Below are 616 nucleotides of genomic sequence, written 5' to 3' on the forward strand. Positions count from 1 at the left end.
TTGGGAGGATCTGGGTATAGATTTAGTCATGGAGTGTACTGGTCGCTTTAGTTCTCTTAAGCAGGTTTCCGGTCATTTGGAGTCTGGTGCCGGGCGCGTGCTTGTTTCTCAACCAGGTGATGAAAGCTTCGATAAGACAGTGATCTATGGTGTAAATCATTTTGGCTTAGATAGTGGCGACATAATCGCCTCGTGTGCGTCATGTACTAGTAATGCTGTTGTGCCAGTATTGAGTGCTATAGATGAACGCTTCGGTATTGTAGCTGGTTCGCTTACCACTATTCACTCCGCTATGAATGATCAGCCAACGATCGATGCCTATCATCATCAGGATCTTAGGCGTACTCGAAGCTCGATGAACAATGTGGTTCCCGTCGACACAGGTTTGGCGAAAGGTGTTGAGCGTATTTTGCCTGACTTGAAAGGTAAATTAACTGCGACTGCTATGCGAGTCCCTACGATTAATGTTTCAGCGATAGAGTTATCGTTGTATGTAGATATGGCCGTTAATACTAATGATGTGAACGCATTGTTAGCCGAAAAGGCTGGTGCCGATAAATTTGGTATTTTCCACTACACCGAAGAGCCGTTAGCGTCGAGTGACTTTGTTGGTGAT

At 45.3% G+C, this 616-nt stretch carries 1 pseudogene; it reads left to right on the plus strand.

Annotated features, from left to right (window positions below):
• Nucleotides 1–616 (plus strand): annotated as a pseudogene (locus A3756_RS12490) (erythrose-4-phosphate dehydrogenase); the annotation flags it as partial.

Source organism: Oleiphilus sp. HI0086 (assembly GCF_001635225.1).